Source organism: Caulobacter hibisci (assembly GCF_016135805.1).
GTDB lineage: Bacteria > Pseudomonadota > Alphaproteobacteria > Caulobacterales > Caulobacteraceae > Caulobacter > Caulobacter hibisci.
In genome coordinates, this window is record NZ_JADWOX010000006.1 from 184,100 (window position 1) to 203,609 (window position 19,510).

General features: G+C 67.0%; 21 protein-coding genes. 4 read left to right on the top strand and 17 right to left on the bottom strand.

The features are described from left to right. Positions 1-99: 99 nt before the first annotated feature. Positions 100-1,686, top strand: a complete 1,587-nt coding sequence (locus I4Q42_RS11125) for an asparagine synthase-related protein (protein WP_198576141.1) — start codon at positions 100-102, stop codon at positions 1,684-1,686. On the opposite strand, the gene I4Q42_RS11130 is transcribed toward I4Q42_RS11125, so the two are convergent. The 5 genes from I4Q42_RS11130 to I4Q42_RS11150 form a co-directional block, all read right to left on the bottom strand. Next, complete coding sequence (locus I4Q42_RS11130) at positions 1,683-3,671, bottom strand: Atxe2 family lasso peptide isopeptidase (protein ID WP_198576142.1); 1,989 nt, start codon at positions 3,669-3,671, stop codon at positions 1,683-1,685. The genes I4Q42_RS11125 and I4Q42_RS11130 overlap by 4 nt on opposite strands. Then, complete coding sequence (locus tag I4Q42_RS11135; RefSeq protein WP_198576143.1) at positions 3,665-6,601, bottom strand: TonB-dependent receptor; 2,937 nt, start codon at positions 6,599-6,601, stop codon at positions 3,665-3,667. The genes I4Q42_RS11130 and I4Q42_RS11135 overlap by 7 nt, the downstream gene beginning before the upstream one ends. A gap of 108 nt (positions 6,602-6,709) precedes the next feature. Then, positions 6,710-7,678 carry a FecR family protein gene (locus tag I4Q42_RS11140; RefSeq protein ID WP_198576144.1) on the bottom strand — a complete coding sequence of 323 codons (969 nt, stop codon included), beginning with the start codon at positions 7,676-7,678 and terminating at the stop codon, positions 6,710-6,712. Between the two features lie 10 nt (positions 7,679-7,688). Continuing rightward, a complete protein-coding gene (locus tag I4Q42_RS11145) occupies positions 7,689-8,243 on the bottom strand; it encodes an RNA polymerase sigma factor (protein ID WP_198576145.1) in 555 nt (184 codons plus the stop codon). A gap of 561 nt (positions 8,244-8,804) precedes the next feature. Then, on the bottom strand, positions 8,805-9,164 hold the full coding sequence (locus I4Q42_RS11150) for a VOC family protein (protein WP_332873064.1): 360 nt from the start codon (positions 9,162-9,164) through the stop codon (positions 8,805-8,807). A 60-nt stretch (positions 9,165-9,224) separates the two neighbouring features. On the opposite strand from I4Q42_RS11150, the gene I4Q42_RS11155 reads away from it, so the two are divergent. Then, a complete protein-coding gene (locus I4Q42_RS11155) occupies positions 9,225-9,512 on the top strand; it encodes a helix-turn-helix domain-containing protein (RefSeq protein WP_198576146.1) in 288 nt (95 codons plus the stop codon). A 31-nt stretch (positions 9,513-9,543) separates the two neighbouring features. Here the strand turns inward: I4Q42_RS11155 and I4Q42_RS11160 are convergent, their stop codons facing one another. From I4Q42_RS11160 to I4Q42_RS11205, 10 genes are all read right to left on the bottom strand, one after another. Then, complete coding sequence (locus I4Q42_RS11160; protein WP_232793041.1) at positions 9,544-9,957, bottom strand: VOC family protein; 414 nt, start codon at positions 9,955-9,957, stop codon at positions 9,544-9,546. A gap of 242 nt (positions 9,958-10,199) precedes the next feature. Then, positions 10,200-10,706 carry a pyridoxamine 5'-phosphate oxidase family protein gene (locus I4Q42_RS11165; protein WP_198576147.1) on the bottom strand — a complete coding sequence of 169 codons (507 nt, stop codon included), beginning with the start codon at positions 10,704-10,706 and terminating at the stop codon, positions 10,200-10,202. A 363-nt stretch (positions 10,707-11,069) separates the two neighbouring features. Further along, positions 11,070-12,470, bottom strand: coding sequence for an amidohydrolase family protein (locus I4Q42_RS11170; protein ID WP_198576148.1), 1,401 nt, complete (start codon positions 12,468-12,470; stop codon positions 11,070-11,072). Positions 12,471-12,546: 76 nt separating this feature from the next. Continuing rightward, positions 12,547-12,999 (bottom strand): hypothetical protein, encoded by a 453-nt coding sequence (locus I4Q42_RS11175; RefSeq protein WP_198576149.1) that lies wholly within the window; start codon positions 12,997-12,999, stop codon positions 12,547-12,549. An 84-nt stretch (positions 13,000-13,083) separates the two neighbouring features. Continuing rightward, positions 13,084-13,341: a DUF2188 domain-containing protein gene (locus I4Q42_RS11180; RefSeq protein WP_232793042.1), complete on the bottom strand. Its 258-nt coding sequence runs from the start codon at positions 13,339-13,341 to the stop codon at positions 13,084-13,086. Between the two features lie 65 nt (positions 13,342-13,406). Beyond that, positions 13,407-13,670 (bottom strand): hypothetical protein, encoded by a 264-nt coding sequence (locus I4Q42_RS11185; RefSeq protein WP_198576150.1) that lies wholly within the window; start codon positions 13,668-13,670, stop codon positions 13,407-13,409. 10 nt (positions 13,671-13,680) lie between these two features. Beyond that, positions 13,681-14,037 (bottom strand): Hsp20 family protein, encoded by a 357-nt coding sequence (locus I4Q42_RS26000; protein WP_198576151.1) that lies wholly within the window; start codon positions 14,035-14,037, stop codon positions 13,681-13,683. A 4-nt stretch (positions 14,038-14,041) separates the two neighbouring features. Beyond that, positions 14,042-14,593: a type 1 glutamine amidotransferase domain-containing protein gene (locus I4Q42_RS11195; RefSeq protein ID WP_198576152.1), complete on the bottom strand. Its 552-nt coding sequence runs from the start codon at positions 14,591-14,593 to the stop codon at positions 14,042-14,044. A gap of 140 nt (positions 14,594-14,733) precedes the next feature. Further along, positions 14,734-15,054 carry a plasmid stabilization protein gene (locus I4Q42_RS11200; protein ID WP_198576153.1) on the bottom strand — a complete coding sequence of 107 codons (321 nt, stop codon included), beginning with the start codon at positions 15,052-15,054 and terminating at the stop codon, positions 14,734-14,736. Between the two features lie 73 nt (positions 15,055-15,127). Beyond that, positions 15,128-15,577: a hypothetical protein gene (locus I4Q42_RS11205; RefSeq protein ID WP_198576154.1), complete on the bottom strand. Its 450-nt coding sequence runs from the start codon at positions 15,575-15,577 to the stop codon at positions 15,128-15,130. 580 nt (positions 15,578-16,157) lie between these two features. Here I4Q42_RS11205 and I4Q42_RS11210 point away from each other — a divergent pair. Together I4Q42_RS11210 and I4Q42_RS11215 are read left to right on the top strand one after the other, a co-directional pair. After that, the gene (locus I4Q42_RS11210) at positions 16,158-16,451 is read left to right on the top strand and encodes a DUF3175 domain-containing protein (RefSeq protein ID WP_198576155.1); all 294 of its coding nucleotides are present in this window, start codon (positions 16,158-16,160) and stop codon (positions 16,449-16,451) included. Between the two features lie 234 nt (positions 16,452-16,685). After that, positions 16,686-17,075 (top strand): response regulator, encoded by a 390-nt coding sequence (locus tag I4Q42_RS11215; RefSeq protein WP_198576156.1) that lies wholly within the window; start codon positions 16,686-16,688, stop codon positions 17,073-17,075. A 20-nt stretch (positions 17,076-17,095) separates the two neighbouring features. Here I4Q42_RS11215 and I4Q42_RS11220 read toward each other — a convergent pair whose 3' ends face one another. Next, on the bottom strand, positions 17,096-17,524 hold the full coding sequence (locus tag I4Q42_RS11220; protein ID WP_198576157.1) for a response regulator: 429 nt from the start codon (positions 17,522-17,524) through the stop codon (positions 17,096-17,098). A 142-nt stretch (positions 17,525-17,666) separates the two neighbouring features. Beyond that, positions 17,667-19,412 carry a histidine kinase famiy protein gene (locus I4Q42_RS11225; RefSeq protein ID WP_232793043.1) on the bottom strand — a complete coding sequence of 582 codons (1,746 nt, stop codon included), beginning with the start codon at positions 19,410-19,412 and terminating at the stop codon, positions 17,667-17,669. Positions 19,413-19,510 lie beyond the last annotated feature (98 nt).

The following is a 19,510-nucleotide window of genomic DNA, read 5'->3' on the forward strand; positions in this document are numbered from 1 at the left end:
CTCATCGAGGCGATCAAGGCCGGCGGCCTGACCAAGACCCTGGCTCTATGCGCCCAGGGCCGACAGTGGGCGGCCTTCGCCTCGGCCGAAGCCGTCGTCTTGCCCGAGGGCGGCGGCGTGATCTTCGGGGTGCTCTTCACGCGAGAGCCCTCGCCCAGGCGTGTCGGTGATCAGGCGGATTTCACCGCACCGGCCCTGCGATCGCGCCAACGGTTGGCGAGCGACTACTGGGGGCGCTATGTCGCCGTCTTGGTCGAGGCGGAGCCCGACCTCGTCAGCGTCTCGCGCGACCCCTCGGGTCAGACACCGTGCCTGCACGCCGTGATCGACGACGTCGACTATGTCTTCTCCCACCCTGGCCTCGTGGTCGATCTTGGGCTCCTTGCTCCGCGCGTCGATTGGCGCCAGCTGGCCCACCATATAGCCTATCGCGGCGCCCGGACGCTCCGCACGGCTCTTGTCGGCGTGGACGAGCTGCCGCCGGGCGACACGCTGGTTCTGTCGGGCCGGGGTCGCACGTCGGCCGCCTTCTGGCGCCCGCGCGACTTTGTCGGCGTTGACCGGCATTTGGGCGACGACGAGGCCGCGCCACGCCTGTTCGCCGAAGTCGAGCGAACTGTCGCCGCCCTGGCCTCGGCCGAAGGCGCGATCGTTCTTGAGCTCTCCGGAGGTTTGGATTCCTCCATCGTGGCCCTGGCGTTGCGCGGTCGCTCGAACGTCCACGCTGTCAACGTGACGACCGAAGGACCCGAAGGCGACGAGCGTCGCTATGCACGCCAGGTTTCCGCCACGGCCGGCTTGCCGATGGTCGAGCTCGGTCTGACGGCCAGCGACATCGATTTCGAGGCGCCGCCGCGCGTTCGCCTGGCTCGGCCGGGGCGCTCGACGGTGCTGCAATCGGTCGATGCGGCCTTCCTGCGCGAAGGACGAGCGCGGGGCGCGACGGCGTTCTTCAACGGCGCCGGCGGCGACAGCGTCCTCGGATATTTCAATTCCGCCGCGCCCGTCGTTGATCGCCTACGCGTCGAAGGGCTTGGCCCAGGCCTTGCGACGACCGTACTGGACATCGCCGCCCTGACCGGCGCGACGGCGTGGACAGTCGCCAGGCTGGCGCTTCGCATCAGCCTGCAAAGGCCGGCCGCTCGCGGCGCCTCGCCAGACCTCGAACACCTGTCGCCGGCGTTTTGGGACTTGGAGCCGCCGGCTCGGCCCTGGCTCGAGGGGCTCGAACAGGCCACGCCCGGCCGCCGTCGGCATGTCGAGGCGGTGCTGGGCATCCACGGCCACCTGGACGGGCTCGACAGGAGCCTCGCGGGCAGGATCATTTCACCGCACGTCGCTCAGCCCGTCCTTGAGCTGGCCTTGCGCATCCCGACCTGGCTCAGCGTCGCAGGCGGTCGCGATCGAGCCGTCGCCCGACAGGCCTATGCCGCTCTGCTGCCGTCCGATGTCTTCAACCGCCGCTCGAAGGGACGCATCAACCGCTTCATCGCCCAAGCCTATCAGTCCAACTTGCCGGTGATTAAGCGCGTGCTCTTCAACGGGAGACTGGCTGAGCAAGGCGTGCTGGACCTAGAAGCCGTGGGCCGCACCATGAGCGGCCCCGTCGAAATGGATGACGCCCGGTTCATGAGCATCGTGCGGCTTGTCGATGTCGAGCTTTGGGCGCGCTCCTGGACCGGCTAGGGCTGGGCCGACGACGTTTGGCGTGCTCGCATAGACCACCAGCGCTCATATTGCTCGACCTTGGCTGGATCGGGATCGACCTGATCCTGAAGCCAGAATCGAAACCAGTCGAGATTGCGTTGGTAGACCGACAGACGGTGACGGGGTTGGGTCTTCAGATGCGGCTCCTCGGGATAGACATAGAGCTCCACCGGCGTGGTTGAGTTGGACAGTCGCGCGAAGAGCTCGAAACTCAGGCGGTACTCCTGTTCTGGCAGTTGCATCAGCAAGGGCGCTCGGATCCTCGCCGCGTTCAGGGCTGGCGAGATGAGACGCCAGCGCTCGGGGGTCTCTTCCGGCGCGCCCAGGCCCCAACTGCGCCTGAGCACGGCGTGGTTGTCGCGGCCCGCCGCACCGTGAAGCCAGTAGTAGGCCGGTTCCATCTGGGTTGAAGCGATCGATGCTGCGGCAAGCAGGTTGCTGTTCATGGCCGTCCAGGTCGTGACCTCGCTGCCGAAGCTGAAGCCGCCCATCCCGACCTTGTCGCCGTCGACGAGGCCTTGGCTGGCGAGCAGGTCGATGGCGGCCGAGACCGCCGACAAGCCGGTGCGATAGTCAGAGACCGGATCGTGGTTACTTTCGGACTGGTAGGCCTTGTTGACGCAGAGTGTCGCGATCCCGGCCTGCGCCATGGCCGCAAGCGGGAACTCGTCACCGAAGCCTCCGCGCAGGAAGCCCTCGCACACATAGTAGGTGACGAAGAGCGGGCCGCGGCGCGGTGGGCCGGGCGGCGACATCAGCCAGCCGGAGAAGGTCCGTCCGTCGGCATCGCGCCATTCGAGCAAACGCACCGGAGGCCTAGCGGTAGCCTCCAGCACGGCGTTGGGCGCGGCGAGTACACGTGGCTCGCGATCCCCGCCCAGAGCGATGAGAAGGAGTTTGGGCGGGGTTGAGGGGGCGGCGACGACGCAGACAGCCGCGACGTGGGTCAGGGCGCAGGGCGTGGCGGCCGCGCCGGCTGGACCGCCGCCGCCCACCAGCCCCTCCGCGCGTGTCAAAGTGCGCAGCGCGCCGGACGCCGGGCGCCAGGCAACCAGCCATTGTCGGCGGGCCGCATCGCCCAGCGTCAGGATGACCTCGTCAGCGCCGGGACGCCACGCCAGGCTCTTGACCAGAGCGCAGGGCTCGCCGAAGCAGTTCGCCGTCTGGCCTGATGGACGCTCGACCCGGACACCGCGGCGCTCGTCTTGGACGATCAGGGCGAGGCCGTGACCGTCCGGCGACCGCGCTCCGACGGGTTGCAACTGAGGCGACGCTGGCGCGTCCATCGGAGCAGCCGCGCCGGGAACCGCCAGGGAGACCGCCTTGCGTACGGTCGGCGTGGCGGCCAGCAGGCCCTGGCGTCGAAACCACGCGCCCGTCAGCCGCTGCGCCGAGAGGCGACCGTTGATCTCGCCGGCGGCGAACAGGCTCTGAGCCGGGTCGATCGAGGCGTCGATGCGGACGCCTTGGTCTTTCTGGCGTTGCTCCTCGGCCTCGATGGCCGTCCGACTGGGACCGACCGAAAAGGTCAGGCGCGCGCCGCTGTCGGCGAGCGCCAACTCGCTGACGTCTCCCGCTTCAGCGGTTAGGGGCCGCGCGCCGTCCCGAAGATCGACCGCCCAGGCCTGAACGCCCTCGCCGATCCGGGCCCGGATGTAGAAGGTCCGGCTGTCGGACGACCACAGCGGCGGTTCCGCCGGCAGCGTGCCGGCATAGGTCCAAAGGGCCTTGCCGCCATCGGCGACCCGGCGCGGGGGCGTGTCCCGGTCGAGTTCGGCCACCCACCAGGACAGCTCGGTCACGTTGCGGGCGAGCGACGGCTGCTCTTGGCGGAAGGCTACCCAGCGGCCATCTGGTGAGATCGCGAGGCTGGAAATGTCGACGACCTCGACCAGCTGGTCGAGCGTCGGCGGCGCAGCTGCGATCACGCTCGCGGCCGCCGCCAGGACGGCGAGGCTCACCATGCCTTGGTCAACTGCACGGCCACCGAGCGGCCAATGGGACTGGCGTTGTCGCTGTCGAAGCCGATCCCAGAGGTCGAGGTCTTCATGTTGGCGTAGGGCGGATCCTTGTCGAAGAGGTTGGAGAGCGCCAGGCTCGCCCGCAGGCCGGCCATTCGCCCCGTCTCGAAGCGGTATCCGAGATTTAGGTCGACGGTCGTCCAAGCGTCGATGTGCTCGTTCGGGGTGACCGTCTGGTTTCGATAGCCGTCGGTGAAGTTCACGAAGCCCGCCAAGTCCCAGGGACCCACGCTCAAGCCCGAGCGCAGGCGCCAGCGCAGCCGCACGGGATTTCCCACCGTGCCGACCGACTCGACGCGGGGCGAGCCGTCGGTGACGGCTTGTTCGACGCTCATCACATAGGTGGCGGCAAGGCCCAGGGACAGCTGGCCCCAGCCCAGCGCCCGGCGGTAGTCGATGTCGAGATCGACACCGTCCTCGTCGACGACCGCCAGGTTCTGGACGCGCGCGTCGACAATGACCTTGATGCTGGAGGCGGCGATGTTCAGCGGGTTGGAGAAGTACGGACTGGCGTAGTAGCCGGCCACCACGCTGGCGTCGGGATTGTCGGTCAGCAGCGCCGCATAGCTCGCACGGTTGATCAGGGCGTTGTAGATGTCGCCGTTGATGCTGCTGATGCGATCGCGATAGCGCACCTGGAAATAGGTCGCCGACAGCTTCAAGTTCGTAGCCGGTTTCCATTCAGCCGTCGTGGTCCAGGTCTTGGCCCGCTCCGGGCCGGTCCCGGGCTTGTTGCCGATCAGCGCCAGGACCACGGTGCTGCCGCTGGCGGCGTTGGGATCGCTGAGCGACACGGGTTGATAGAGCCCGCTGCCCACCCCTTGGCGCATGTCGTAGAAGCTTGGGGCGCGAAACGAGGTCCCATAGGCGCTCTTCAGCGTCACGCCGCGCAGCGGCGACCAGTCCAGGCCGATCTTCGGGTTCCGGGTGACGCCGAAGTCGCTGTAGCGCTCGATACGGCCGGCCAACGAGGCCTTGAGCTGACGTACGCCGGGCATGTTCATCGTCTCGTCGACCAACGGCAGGAGGAGTTCGGCGAAGCCGGCGTCGACCTGGCGCGGGCCCGGCAGGTTCAGCCGGCTGGCGGACGGGGCGGCCGTGCTGATGTAGTTGAGGCTGTCGAGCCGATAGCGCTCGTCCCGGTGTTCGAGTCCGACAGCTAGACGCGCCGAGCCGGCTGGGAGGTCGAACAGCGGCCCGTCCGCCTTCAGGTCGGCCGACAATGCCTGGTAGACGCCAAAATTGGCCGCGAAGCCGCGGATCGACTCGATCGTGGCGGCGTTGGTCGAACCGGCGTCGCCGAACAGATTGTACGCCGTCGCCGGGTTGGTGTCGGCCACCGCCAGGCCTAGTCGGTAGGTGTTGACGTAGTTCTTGGTCAGGGTGTCTTCGTCCTGACGGCCAAATCCCAGGCTGGCCGACGCCGACCACGATCCGAACATCTGTCGGACGCCGAACGCGCCGTCGTAGGCCCGGACGTGGGCGGCGTAGAGATTGGGGCCCAGGTCCTTGATGAAACTGTAGAGCACCCGCACCGGCTGATGCGTGCCGATGGGATCGACGTAGAAGGGGTTGGTGACTGGGACGGTGACGGCGCTTTGCGAGGTGGTCAGAGCCCGGAAACTGGTCCGACGGTCGGCGACCAGCAACTGGCCAAACACGCTTGTCCTGGCTCCTAGGTCCTGTTCGGCGCGGACATAGAGCGCCTGGCGCGTTTGCCGCGGCAGGATGTCGGTGTCGACGCGGCCGTCCTGGTAGTTGATCTTGTTGGCGATAAGCTGGTCGGCGCGAAGGCCCACGCCGTTCTGGCCGGCCGGGATCGCATAGTAGCGGCCGCCGGTGAAGATCGTGCCTGGGCTCGAATAGAGCGAGCGATAGTCGCCGCCGCCGAACGAACGCAGATCGGCGGTGACGTAGCCGCGCTTCGAGGCGGCCAGGGCGTCGCGTCGGTTGATCTCATAGCCGACCACCAGCCGGCCTCCTTCCCAGGCCTTGCCGGCGAGCAGGCCGAACTGGGCCTCTTCGGCGCCCCCCTTGGCTCCGCCGTAGCGCAACTGGGTGGTCAGGCCCTCGTAGCGATCTCGAAAGACGACATTGACCACGCCGGCGACGGCGTCGGACCCGTAGAGGGCCGAAGCGCCGTCGGCGAGCACTTCTATGCGTTCTATCGCCGTTGACGGGACCAGTGAGATGTCGGCGAAGACGCCGGTCCGGCCGCCCATTGGCGGCCGAGATCCGTTGAGCAGGACGAGGGTCGAGCTGGCGCCCAAGCCGCGCAGGTTCACGCCCGAACCCGCGGCAAGGTTGGCGCTGCTGCCGTTGCGGCCGGTGCCGTACATGGTGCCTTCGTTGGGGCCGCCGCCGAAGTTCTGCGGAATAGACTGCACGATCTGCTGAGTGGTGGCGTAGCCGCTGGCCTCGATATCCTCGCGGCCGATGGCGATCAGATTAGAGCCAACGGGCGCGGCGCCGCGGATCCGGGTTCCGGTGACGACGATCTCCGACAGGGCCTCAGCGGCGCCGGCCTGGCGCTCCCCCAGGCCGGCGTCCTGGCCGGCGGGCTGCAGCACGAGCATGTCGCCGACCGGCGTGACCTTCAGGCCCTGCCCAGCCAGCAGGGCGGCGTAGGCCTGATCGGCGGTGTATTGGCCCTTCAGCGCCGGGGCGGTCTTGCCCCGCACCAAGCTGCTGGAGACCACCACTTGGCGGCCGGAACGCTGGGCGACCTGGCCCAGGGACTTGCCCAGCGACTGGACCGGCAGGTCGTAGTCGCGCGCGGTGTCCTGGGCGGCGGCGGGCGCGGCCAGGACCAGGGTGACGGCCGCGACGCTGGTCAGCAGGCCGTGGCGAAGCGTGGTGTGGTGTTGGAACATGAGGGCCCCCAAACCCGGCGGACCGCGCCGATCGCGATCTGTCTGGGGGCCTTGACGAGGTAGGCGGGGTTCACCCCCCGAAATAGTTCATGGGACCGACGAAAATCGTCACGCCGCGTTGCGCGCCAGCACGTAGTCGCCGTCAGGCGCGGCTCGCAGGGTCAAGCCGAAGGCGGCCGCCAAGGCCTTTGACAGCTCTTCGGGTCGCGTAACCCGGAAGCCGCCGCTGACCTGCAGCCGCGCCAGGCGCGGATCGGCCAGCCGGATCTTCCGGGCGCTGTAGCGATTGGCCTCCGCCAGCACCGCGTCGAGCGGCGCGGCGTCAAAGGTCAGCAGGCCTGTGGGCCAGTCGCGGCTGGCGGCGGGCGCCGCATGGGGGGCGCTTGGGCGGCCTCTTTCCAGCGCAACCTGCTGGCCTGGCGCCAGGCGCAAGTCGCGGACCGGCGTTGGGCCGCCCACGGCGTCGACGGCGATGTCTCCGCTGATGAGGGTAATGTCGGCGCGGTCGGAATCCAGGCGGTTGAGATCGAAGACGCCCCGGCTGGCGCGGACGCGCGCCTGGCCGGCCCGCGCCGCTAGGTCGATCGGCGTTTCGACCCGGGCCCGGCCGCGCTCCAGGCTCAGGATCGGGCGACCCGAACGGATATGGGAAGTCAGGATGGAATCGGTGTCGAGGGTCACCCTCACGCCGTTCGCCAGGGTCAGGGTGCGGATCTCGCCGACGGCGGTGGCGTAGCGGTCGCTTCCAGGCGACCAAGGTGTTCGGCCTTGCGACAAGACCGCGGTCAAGCCAACCGCCGCGGCGACGCAGGCGGCCAAGGCGCCCCACCAGAGGGCCGGCGGTGAGGTTCGGCGGGCGGGGCTTTGCCGCATCCGCAGGCCGGCCAGTCGGGAATGTCCGAGGATGGCGGAGGTCTCGAAGCGCTCGACCATACGGTCGTAGGCCACGCGCCGTGCCTGGTCTTGGGCGCACCAGGCCTCGAACTCGGCGCGCGCGGCCTCCCCGCCAGGAGCACGTAGGCGAGCAAACCAGCTGGCTGCGGCCTCGCGCAGCTTGTCGTCTTCCCCGATGATCATGTCGTGCAGTCTAGGGCCGGCTCAGAGCGCGGTCGATATGGGCGATCGCTCGGCCCATCTGCTTTTCGACGCCGCCCAGGCTCATGCCGATCACGACGGCGATCTCGGCGTAGGTCCGGCCATCCAGTCGGTGCATCAGAAAGATCTCTCGGGTCTTGGGCTTGAGCGCCATGACCGCGGCTTCATAACGGGCCAGGGTCTGGCGGGCGACCAGCGCCTGGTGAGGGTCGCTGTCGCTGGCGGCGAGCGTTTCAGGATCGAAGGCGGCCAGCCGCCGCTCGTGGCGGCCCGCCGCGCTCTTGGCCCGATCGCGCAGCAGGTTGCGGATGATGAGCTTCAGATAGCCTTCGGGATTGCCGATCGGTCGACGCCGGGCCGCATCGGTCAGGCGCAGGAACGCCTCCTGGGCCAAATCCTGGGCCTCCTCGCGATTGAGCGTCCGCCTGACCAGAAAGCGCAGCAGCGCGGGGGACTGGCCGCGCACCAAGGCCTCGAGCCGGGTGTCCTTGGCCGCCTCCAGGCGGACGGACGCTGTCTGGGGACGGTCTTGGATCTCGAACGTCATCCGCGCCCGTCCCGTCGAGGGGGCGAACAGGGTGGCGCCCCGGCTCTGCTTTGCGTCGTCATATCCGCCTCCGCTGAGGCGGTGGGCCGGCGAAAGGCCGGTCCGATGAGAGCACAGGCTTGAGTGAGGGGCGGCCGTCATCGACGGCGCCGCGCGCGCAGCACGCCGGTCGCGCCGGGGCGGAGCCGGACACGAAGCGGTTTGTTCAAGCGAGGTTCTCACGCCTCGACGCCGCGCTTTCAGCGGCGTGAGCGGAGTCTAGAACGGGGTTCGGCGACTGCGCAAGAGTCCCTGACGGTGCGGCGGGACGGCGCCGCTTATCTGGACGGGCCGGAGGCGCGGTTCCCGCAGCAGCGCAGGTCGACGCCGGGAACGCTCGCAAGCCCCGGGCGCGGGGGGCCGCTGATGGTCGGTCTCTCGATCAGTTCGGCTTGGACACTGTCGATGACGGTGCCCTGAGCCAGGCCTTTCATGCGCGCCAGGTCAGCCCGCCTGGGTGGCGCTCAGTGTGCAGACCAAGCTCGGCTCATCGCCAATCTGGCAAGGGCCCGCCGACTGGCCTCAACGACTGGATAGGAAAAAGGTATTGCCGTCAGGATCTTGAAAATAGACATGGGGAAAGGGCTTCGATTCCGGCGGCCCTAGAAACACGACGCCCTTGGCCGACAAGCGTTCATATTCGTACTGAACGTTTTCGCATCCGAATGACCCGTTGAAGAAGGTGCCGACCCTGTCTTCATGGCCATCCGGTGTGAACAGCAACAGGCCTGTCTGCGCTCCGGGAATGCTAAGCTCGATCCAGCGTCGCTCTCCGACAGGTCGGTCCGTTGCGATCGTAAAGCCCATGACGCTGGTCCAGAAGACCAAGGCTCGCGCCTGATCCCGGGTTGGAATTCCGACATAGTTGAGCTTCTTGATCACATCGAGTTCCGGTTCGGCGCCGCCCAGGCTCCGCCCGGGTCCAACATGCAGGCGCGGGTGATGACCGAAAAGCACTACAAGCTAGACGGCTACGTTCTGGACACCCTCATGCGGGATCTGGTCGGTCACGACCACCGTCCCTCCGCGTTCCTCGTCTACATCGCCTTGTCCGCGCTGGGCGAGGGCGCGGTCCCCCTCAGCCATGCCCAATTGGCCGAGCGCACTGGCCTTTCGAAGCGCAGCGTCCAGGCCGCGGCGCTCCACTTGGCGGAGCGGAAGCTGATCCGCGCCTCAAGAACAAGCCCGACCGACGTCACCCGCTACGAGGTCCTGACGCCCTGGCGTTGAGTTCCGGCGACGATGTCGGGAGCCGTTGCGCTCATTTCGGCTGCCACAACTCGATCTTGGTTCCATCAGGATCTTGCAACCATATGAACCGGCCGAACGCGTTGTCGTCATCCCGAGCCAAAATCGGAACGTCTTTCGCGTGAAGCCGCATGAGCATTGCGTCCATGTCGTCCACGGCGAAATTGATCATGAAGTCGCGCGGCGAAGGCGCCATGTGATCGCTTTGTTCTGGGAACGCCATCCAGGAGATCTTGGGCGGATGCCCGGGGGCGTCGTAGGGCAGAGCAGCCCCGCCCCAGGCGGCGACCTCTAGCCCCAGGACGTCGCGATACCAGTTCGCCAGGACCTTGGGATCTTTGCTTTTGACGAACACCCCGCCAATGCCGGTGACCCGGCCAGCCGGATCAGCCATCGCGGCTTCTGCGCAACTGAGCAGGACGGCCATCGCCAGAAGCCCTCCCCTTAAGATGTTCGCCATTGAGCATTCCACCCACCCTTCGTCGCAGGCCGATCCCTGCGCTCCCGGCTATACCGGGAAAACCGGACGTCGGCCCATTATGGCAGTAATTGCTATGGCAATGAGCTGCATTGCGAGCGGTGGGTTCGTGGGATTTCGACCGGTGGTCTGCGGCGGGTGCCGAAGGATGTAAGAGCGCCGCGTTGTGAAGCACGGCGCTCTTCCAATGGTCAGAGATCGACCTTGGCGTTGTCGCCCATTTCCGGGGCGCCGCCGGTCACGACAGCAGCCACCATTTTCACCAGGGCCACCGCCTTGCCTGGGCTGTCCCACAACTCGCCGCGCCGAGGCGTGACCGTCAGCAGTCGGATCGTCGGGTCGGTGGCGTCATCCCACCAGGCTTCGTCGGCCTTCGTCCAGAGCTCGGTGATCTTGGCGCGGTCGTTGGTCACCCGGGCGTCGCCGGAGACGAGCACATACTTGTAGTTGCCGTTGTCGGCCCACGCGCAAGACACATTGGGATATTGCTCGAGCTGGGCGTTCTTTTCGCCGCTCTCATCCACCAGAAAATAGATGGCATGCTCTTCCTGGCGAACACGGGCGGAAAGCGGCCGGCTCTGCTGCTCGCTGCCGTCCCAGGTCGTGAACATGCAGATATCGATCTTACCGGCCAACTCCCAGATGCGATCGCGCACCTCTTCCGGCGGTTTGGGATTGTCGTCTTGCCGCTCTTTCACGGGCGCCTCCTTATGTGGAAGTGCCTCAACGTCCCGCGCGCGCGCCTGTTGCTCACTTATCGGACGGCGCTATGAGCGGACACAAGATCGCGCGCAGAAGACGACCTTATTGACGCCTCGCCCGTACGGCTTCGACGCCTTAGCGACTGGCTAGGGTGGAAGCAGGAACTCGGCGACGGTTCATATCCAGGTCCGATGTCGGGCGTGCGCCACCGACTTCCACCCTTCGCTGCCGGTCCTAGGGTCCGCGTTGTCGGCCGGTCGCGCTAACAGCGGACGCGCGGAGCGCGCCAGAAACATGACCTTCGGAGCCGCGCTCTGCCGCCGATGAACGCGCCCGAGCGACTCATTGGAGCGAAGCCCTCAGAAGTCGGTGATGTCCTCTTCCCGCAGTGGGACGAAGTCGTCGCCCATGAACACCCGCCCGCGCTTCACCGTCATCACCACGGTCTTCAGGTTGTCGATCGACGACAGCGGGTTCTTCGACAGCACGACCATGTTGGCCAGCTTGCCAGGCTCCAGGCTGCCCATGTCACGCTCTTGCCCCGCCGCTCGCGCGCCCACCAGGGTCGCCGAGCGGAGCGCGGCAGCGGGCGGCATGCCGGCGCGATCGACCAGTTCCGACAGCTCGTGGAACAGGTCCGGCCAAGGCTCCGTCCAAGGCGCGACATTGTCGGTGCCAGCCGAGATCTGCACGCCGGCCCGATAGGCCTGGCCGGTGATCGCGCCGCCCACGATGTCGTCACAACCGCCTGGCGTCAGCGGCGGCGTGCTGCTGGCCCCAGTCGGCGGCGCGGCGCCATAGGTCCAGACCGTGGCGTCGAGAATGACGCCGCGCTTTGCCATCACCGCGAAGAGGCGCGCCAGCGCGGGGTTGTCGCCGGCCCGGAACGCGGCGAGATCGACGGGGTGTCGCGGCCGCGACCACCGGGGAACATCCGGGTCGGGTTCGCGGACCAGCAGGCAGGCGTGCGAGATCGCGTCCACGCCGGCGGCCACGACCTCGGAGGGTTTGGCCGGGTATAGCGTGGCGTGCGACCAGACCAACAGGTGCTGCCGATGCGCCTCCGTCGTGATCCGGCCGGCCAGATTGGGATCAAGATCCGCATAGAGCTTGATCGCCGTGGCCGACGTCCCCGCGGCGCGAGCAACGGCCAGCGGCAGGTCGGTCTGGTCGGTGACCGCCTGCATCCATGGGACTTGCCCGGGAACGCCGCCGGCCGAGGTGTGGGCGGTGCGCGGGTCGGTGAAGAAGTCGGGCCCGGCCATCAACGCGGCATAGTAGACGTCAGGCCCGGCGATCTCGCCCACCCGACTGGCTCGCGCGATGTCGCCGAGGGCGCGAAGGTCGTCGGCCATGTCGCGAACCGCGGTGACCCCGCCATAGAGATCCCGGCGCAGCATCGCCTCGGCTTGGCGCCGGTTCGGCGGTGTGGCCAAGTGCACGTGGGAATCGATCAGGCCGGGCATCAAGTATTGGCCATGCAGATCGACGACCTTGGCCTTGGCGGCCTCGGCCGGCCGCGCCGCGTCGGGAAAGACGCTGAGGATGCGCTCGCCAGCGACCAGCACGTCCATGCGCGGCCGCGCGGGCGCGCCGGTCCCGTCAATAAGCGTGGCGCCACGGTAGAGGACGAGGTCGGCGCGTTGGAGCGGCGCGAAGGCCGTGGGCGTCCCAGCATGTGCCGGGGCCCAAGTCAACGCAGCGAGGACGGCGATGGAGCCGATCCTCTTCCAGCTCTGACGACCATGTCTGGCGCGCATTTTCAGCTCCGGCAGCGAGGCGACCTTCGCCTAGCCACGCAACGGAACATGCTTGCCAGGTGATCGGCAATCTTCATCAAGCCAACGCGCCCGGAAGCCCGATCCAACCGCCGAGCCGCGGGCAAGCCAGCGCCATCACATGCCGGCCACCGCAGACCACCAAAACTGTGGATAGCGTTGCGGCGAAAAACCGATCGGAAACCATCCTGCGCGAGAACCCAGGCATTGGATTAAGCCGTGAGGTTTGGTCATGGATTTTCAGGAACACACGCACCACCATCACCACATGCGCGAAGCGCTCGTCGCCGCGCTTCACGAGCGCCGCCCCGTCGATCCCGCCGCCTTGCGATCGGATCGACATTGCCCCCTCGGTTGCTGGATTCACGGCGAGGGCGCCCGGCGTTGGGCCGGCAACCATACCTTCCTGGGCTTGCTGGAAAGCCATCGCGCCTTCCACCAGCAGGCAGATTTGGTGGCCGACCAGATCAATCGCGGGCAATGGACCGAGGTTCAGAGATCGCTCCGCCATGGGTCACCTTTCGCCCTGGCGGTTGCGGACCTATCCGCTGCCTTGAGGCGAATGCGGGCGACGGCGGGATCGCTGGCGGCCTAGCTAAGCGCGCAGCGCCAACGCCGCCTCGGTCTGCGTCCCGTGAGGTGGAAACAGGAACCGGCCGGCGCGCGCGCCATCGCGCAGCCGGATTTCCAAGACCACGGGCTCGCCGGCGTCCGCCAGGCGATGGGCCAAGTCACGCGCGGCCTGCTCTGCGCGCGCGCCGGTGGGGAACTGGAGGGGACCGCCGCGAAAGTCGCCGCGAACGATCCAGCCGTCGCTCGACGGCTCGACAAAGATGAAACAAGGCATGGTCATTATGCAAAACAGCGAGGGGAACGAAGTGGCGGCCGGCCCTCCGCTGGCCGGCCGCCCGCCCCAACTCAAGAGAACATGTCGCGGTCCAGGCGGCGCAGCGCGGACAGGACCTCGCTGAGCGGCACAGGCCCGGGCGTTCCCAGGAGCCATCTCTGACTAGGCCGATGCTCGACCGCGCTGGCGTCGGAAGCCCAGGCCGCCAGGATTTCGCGCTTTTCGGCGAGATCGAGATCCTGATCCTTCAGCACCTCCAAGGGGTGGAGGAAGCCGACCGCCGGCCGAACGGGCCATGGCCGAGCCCGGTCGTTCGCATGGGTATGCGTGCGCATGGCCAGCTCCTTACGCGGCCTTGCGCGTCTTGGCCGGCTTGAGCTCCAGCGCCTGCTGGCGCGCGCCGACCCCGATCGCGATCTGCTTGGGCTTCAAGGCCTCGGGGACTTCGCGGACCAGATCGATCGACAAGACGCCATGGTCATGGACGGCCTCCTTGACCACGACATAGTCGGCCAGCTCGAACCGGCGCTCGAACGCACGGTGGGCCAGGCCCTGGTGCAAGAAGGTTCGCGCGCCCTGGTCTTCGTTCGCCGCCCTTCGGCCCCTGATCACCAGGAGGTTGGTCGCCCCGGTCCCCCAACACGAAAGCTGAGGCCGCGCCACAAGCGCGGCCTCCCATCTCGCAAGGGTCGCCCGAGCCATGCGCCTAATGGCGACCTTCGGCGAACTCCTCGACCATCTTGGCGCAAAACGCCGGCAGATCGTCGGGCTTGCGCGAGGTGACGAGCCCGTCGTCGACCACCACCTCTTGGTCGATCCAGTTGGCGCCGGCGTTCTTAAGGTCGGCTTCCAGCGACGGCCACGAGGTCATCTCCTTGCCCTCGACGGCGCCGGCGTTGATTAGCGTCCAGGGCCCATGACAGATCGCGGCGATCGGCTTCTTCGTCGTCACGAAATGTTTGATGAAGTCGATAGCCTTGGGCTCCAGCCGCAGGGCGTCGGGGTTCATCACTCCGCCCGGCAGGACGATGGAGTCGTAGTCCTCGGGCTTGGCGGCCGAAAGTTCGCGATCGACAGGCACGGTGCGGCCCTTGTCGTGGTGCTCCCAGCCCTGGATCTTCCCGCCCTTGGGCGAGACGACCTCGACCTGCGCGCCGGCGGCCTTCAGGGCCTCGACCGGCTTTTCCAGTTCCGACTGCTCGAAACCGTCGGTAGCGAGCACGGCGACCTTGCGGCCGGCCAGGGTTTGATCGGGCATCGGGGGGAGCTCCTTGATGGGCGTCTGGGGATCAAGTCTTCGGAAATCCGGTCCGGCGAGCGTCGGTTCCGCTCGGCGCCGGCAGCGGTAAAGCCAGGAGCCGCTTCGGGGATTTCGGCGCGGCTTAAGGCGCCAAACGCCTAGTGATGGGCGTGATGCTCGGCGTTTCGCTTGCGCGTCGCGGCCGCTTTCTTGGCCGAGGCCGACAGGTCGGCGGCGCTACGGTGGGCCGAGGCTTCGCCCCCCGCCTTGCCGCCCTTATGCGCCGCCGGATGACCCGTGGACTTGCCGCGTCCGGAGCCGCCCTCCTTCTTGCCGCCGCCGTCGTCCTTGTTGACCGTGGCCCAGGCCCGGCGCTCGGCTTCCTGCTCCGAAACGCCCTTGGCCTCATAGCCCTCGGCGATGTGGTCGGCCTTGCGTTCCTGCTTGTCGGTGTACTTGGATTTGTCGCCGCGTGGCATTTGGCGTCTCCGTTGAGAGAGGTGGTCCAACACCACAAAATTCCCGCCGCCCCACCCCGTTCCCACAGCAAAGTCAGTGGTTTAGCTCCAGTTCGGATGTCGCATTTCCGACAGGAACAGGCCGCGGATGTCCATCGTTTGCCTCTCGCCACGCCATCGGCGCGGCCAACACGATGATGGGAAGCAGACGACCATGAGCGACAACCGCGACAATCAAGGCCTGCAGCAACAGCCCAATGACGCCCAGCGCCAGCAGGCCGGCCAGCAGAACCAGCAGGGCGAGACGCGCCAGCCCCAGCAGCAAGACCGGAACCCCCAGCAGGCCCAGCCGGGCCAGCAAAACCAGCAGGCCGATCGTGAGCGTCGCCCCAATGAAGGCGTCGAAGGGCCGGGCCAGGATGGTCTGAATGACGGCGGTGTCACCGGCGGTAACGGCGACATACGTCCGGACCGCACCGGCGACGGCGGCGCTGAACGCTGAGCCTTCGGAGGGCCGCTCTCGAGCGGCCCTCTTTCCGTCCACGATCTTGATCGCACGTCCGTACGTGGTGAGCCTTCGCCATCGACGCGGCGAAATCGGAGGCGATGATGACCTGCGTTTTCGAGGTCTCCCCATTTGAAGGGGGCTGGTCGGTCAAGCTCTGCGATACCGGTGAAGTTCTGTTTTTCGAAACGGGCCGACAGGCCGAACGAGAAGCCAGGCGGCTAGCCGCAAAGCTTCCCGGCGGCGCGCGGGTGCGGGTTTTGGATCTAAGGCGACAATTGGCGGGTGAGTGGATGCCGCAAGGCGATGCGATCTTGCCAGTCGGGTCGCACGCCCAGGCCTAACACCACGCCTTTGCCGAGGCGCAGGTTCCCTAGAACGGAGACAACTCATATCCGATCAGAACGCCGAAGGCCGAAAGGCCAACGCGGCCGAGGCCCCGGGCGACTTCACGGCCCTGGGCGGGAGGAAAGCGGTCCAGCGAACGGGCAAGCGGTCACAAGCCAAGGCTGGGCCGGATGGCGGCGCCTCTGCGGACGTAGGCGACACCTTCAAGTCCGGTCCTAAACAGAGGTGAGCGGGAGGAAGAGCCATTGGCGCACAGAGAAGGGGATTGGTCATGCCTAAGCTCGCTGACGACCATGAATGGTCGGCCAAGGTCACCGAGACGAGTGACGCGCTCGACATGAAGGCCCATATCTTCGAGCAGGACGATCCGGCCGAAATCGCCGCCTCCCTCAAGCGTTCGGCCGAGCAGAGCCACCGGCGCAAGGGCACGCCGTTGCAGTCGGCGATGTCGATGCTCACCTTCTACATCAACCGCGCGGGCGACAACCTCTCGGCCGAGCGCAAGCAGGTGCTCAACGCTGCCAAGGATGGACTGCGCCAGCAGTTTGGCCGCAAGCCGGCTTAGCGACACGTTCGGCGCTCCTGCGCAAAGTCTAGCAGCGGACTTGAACGCTACTCCGGACACGTAGCGTTGGCCGGCTGGTGCACGCGTCTCGCGCCCATTCAGTTTCGCCGACTCAACAGGGGATCGGGTCGTAAGCTTCACAATTTTCACGGCCTGCGACAACCGGCGCCATGAGCGAACTTCGCGCTTCAGTATAGCGTTCTTGAAAATAACAAGTCTTCCGGGAGGCCGATGATGCGTGTTCTGGTGGCTTACGACGACGCGTTCATCCGAGAGCTCGTCAGCGTTCTTGTTCAAGGTAGCGGCCTGGACGCCGTCGAAGCCGCCGACGGCTTGGAGGCGGTCGCGCAATTCGAGAAGCAGCCGTTCCGCATCGCGCTCGTCGATATGATCATGCCCAATTGCGACGGTATCGAAACCATCATGGCGATAAGACGCCGCTGGCCAAATACGCGGATTATCGCCATGAGCGCCGGATCACGCTTCCTAAGTCGAAAGGACGCCCTGGATTGGGCGGTGGGTCTTGGCGCGGATATGGCGATCGAAAAGCCCTTTGATCCGGTATCCTTCAGTTGCGTGATGGATGAGCAGCTTGCGCTGGCGCCGCCACGGCTGATGGCCTGAAGCTGGGCCGAAAACTGGCCTTACTCCTCAACGGCACGGAGAGCCTCCCCCGTCGTGGTCACCTCCTGGATCATCGCGAGCAAGACAGACGGCGAATACGGCTTGGCCAGGAACCGGGCGCTGGACGGCAAGTCGCCGGGGGCCACCGCCGCCGCGCCGGTGGTGACGATGATCGGCAGTCGCGGAGATCGGAGGGCCGCCAAGCGCGCCAGACCAAGGCCGTTGATCTCGCCAGGCATATCGACATCGGTAAACATCACCGCGATGTCAGGGCGGGCTTCCAGAAGGATAAGCGCCTCTTGGGCGTCGACGGCCTCGATCGCGTGATGGCCGCCCTCCATCAAGATGTCGCAAGCCAGCATGCGAACAAGCACCTCGTCCTCAACGACGAGTATGATCAGCGGCGCGGCGTCTTCGCCCGCCACGATTGTGGTTTCATCGCCCGACATTCCATTTGCCCCGGACCGGCGATCCACCGTCCAAAGGCTGGCGGATTTGTCGGCTTCTCGACTAACCCGCACGATCCCGGTTTTGTTGCTTGGCGAACGTCGATCCGAGCCGGCTGGCCCCCGCCGGAGACATACACCACGCCTAAGCCTCGGCCGCGCCGAACTCCGAGGCGTTGCGGCGCGGCTTGTCCTGGCCGCGCCGCTCCAGCGCCTGGCGCACCCGATCGATCAGTTCGGTTCGCCGATAGGGTTTGCCGATCACGTCCATCGCCGGGCGGGAGGGCCCGTCGATGACCAGCTCCTCATTGTAGCCGGTGGTCAGGAGCACGGGCAGTTCCGGTCGACGCCGCTGAATCTCCGCCGCCAGGCTGATGCCGTTCATGCCACCGGGCATGACAAGGTCGCTGAACAGTAGATCGAACGCCCGCGGCGAGGCCTCGAACACCGCAAGGCCTTCATCTCCGGACGTCGCGGTGGTCACCTGATAGCCGACGCCCGTGAGGATTTCGCGGGCCAGTTCGAGGACCTCCAGATTGTCCTCCACCACCAGGATGCGCGCGCTGACGGGCGTCGCGGCGGTCGACGTTGTCAGGGCGGGGTCCGAGGCCGCCGGCGGGATCTTGGCCACATCGCGAGCGACCGGGAACAACATGCGGATGGTGGCGCCCTGCCCCGGCGCGCTGTCGATCTCCAGGCGGCCCCGCGACTGTTGAACAAAGCCGTGGGCCATGGCCAGGCCCAGCCCCGTGCCCTTGCCCACGCCCTTGGTGGTGAAGAACGGCTCGGTGGCCCGCTCGACGACATAGGCGGGCATGCCCTCCCCCTCGTCGCGGACTTCGACGGCGACATAGTCGCCGCTGGGCAGGTTGCGCGCCTCCGCGTCGCCGTTGAGATGCAGCGCCGAGGTGGTGATTGTCACCAGCCCGCCCTTGGGCATGGCGTCGCGGGCGTTGATGACGATGTTGAGCAGCGCCATCTCGAAATTGTCGGCGTCCAGCATCACCGCCGGAAGCCTGCGACGCAGGCTCAGCTGAAGCTCGACCTGCGAGCCGAGGGTGCTCTCGATGATCTCGCCAAACTCGGTGATCAGGGCCGAGATGTCGACGGCCTGCGGCTCCAGCCGGGTCTTGCGGGCGAAGGCCAGCAGCTGGCGAGTCAGCTTGGCTCCGCGCTCGGCCGCCGAGCGCGCCGCCTCGACATAGCGGACGCTGCGCTCGTCCGGGGGACGCGAGGCCAGCAGCTCCAGATTGCCGTTGACCACCTGCAACAGGTTGTTGAAGTCGTGGGCCAGGCCCGCGGTCAGCTGGCCGATGGCTTCCATCTTCTGCGACTGGCGCTGGGCCTGCTCGCTGTTGCGACGCCGGCTGACATCGAGCTGGCTGGCGAAGAAGTAAAGCAGCTTGCCGGACGTGTCATAGACCGGGCCGATGAACACCGCGTTCCAGAATGGCGTTCCGTCCCGCTTGTAGTTGATGATCTCCAACGCGACCGCCTCGGCCTTGGCGATGCTCTGACGCATCTCGGCCACGGCCTCGCGATCCGTCATCGCCCCTTGCAGGAAGCGGCAGTTGCGGCCGACCACCTCGGCTTCCTCATACCCCGTCAGATCTAGAAAGGCCTTGTTGGCGAAGACGATCGGGTTGTCCGGCACATTGGGGTCGGTGAGGATCATCGGCATGCGGGTCATCTCGACCGCCGCGAAGAACACGTTGCCGCGGCTTTCGAGGCCTGGCTCTGTGATCGTGCTCTCGCGCCAGTGACGAAGGCCGCGTGATCCCAAGGGCTCGGGCGCGCCGCTGTCCAGCGTGCCGGCGGCCGGAACGCCGCTGCTTTGCCCCCCGCCCTCGACGTCGCGCCGGGGGTTGCGATCGTGATCTTCTGGACTCAACGGGCCGTCTCCGACAAGCTTGGCTGCGCCTTCCCAATGCGCAACGCCTGGGCCCTTATCAGGTTCGTCCAATCTGTCGAGCCGGCGCCCGACCGTGG